1 protein-coding gene is annotated in these 373 nt (G+C 74.3%); it reads left to right on the forward strand.

Features of this window, described 5'->3' with window-relative positions; all coding sequences use genetic code 11:
• Nucleotides 1-112 precede the first annotated feature (112 nt).
• A partial coding sequence (locus ACSNOD_RS31820) for a hypothetical protein (protein ID WP_436770528.1) occupies nt 113-373 on the forward strand: 261 nt, incomplete at its 3' end.

Below are 373 nucleotides of genomic sequence, written 5' to 3' on the forward strand. Positions count from 1 at the left end.
ACGATCAGGGTGGAGGTGCGCGCCCCCGCCCGGGTGGAGTCGGACTCCGCCTCCTTCACGGTCCCCTGTATAGGGGTACGGCTCCTCCGACCCCGACGGCTGCCGCCGGCAGGTGACCGTGAAGGAGGCGGAGTCCGACTCCACCCGGGCGGGGGCGCGCACCTCCACCCTGATCGTGTCCGTGCGCGTCGTCGCGTCCGTGTGGAACAGCTCCGTGTGCTCCACCGTCTGGGTGGCGGGCGCCCCCTTCGCGAACTCCGCCGTCTTCCACCCGCCGTCCGACGACCGGCCGCTCCCGGTCACCCAGCGGTACTCCACCCGGGCCGGCACCCGGCCCACCGTGACCTCGGCGCGGAAGTACGGCGCGCCGTCC

It is taken from the genome of Streptomyces sp. URMC 123 (assembly GCF_051386515.1).
Taxonomy (GTDB): domain Bacteria; phylum Actinomycetota; class Actinomycetes; order Streptomycetales; family Streptomycetaceae; genus Streptomyces.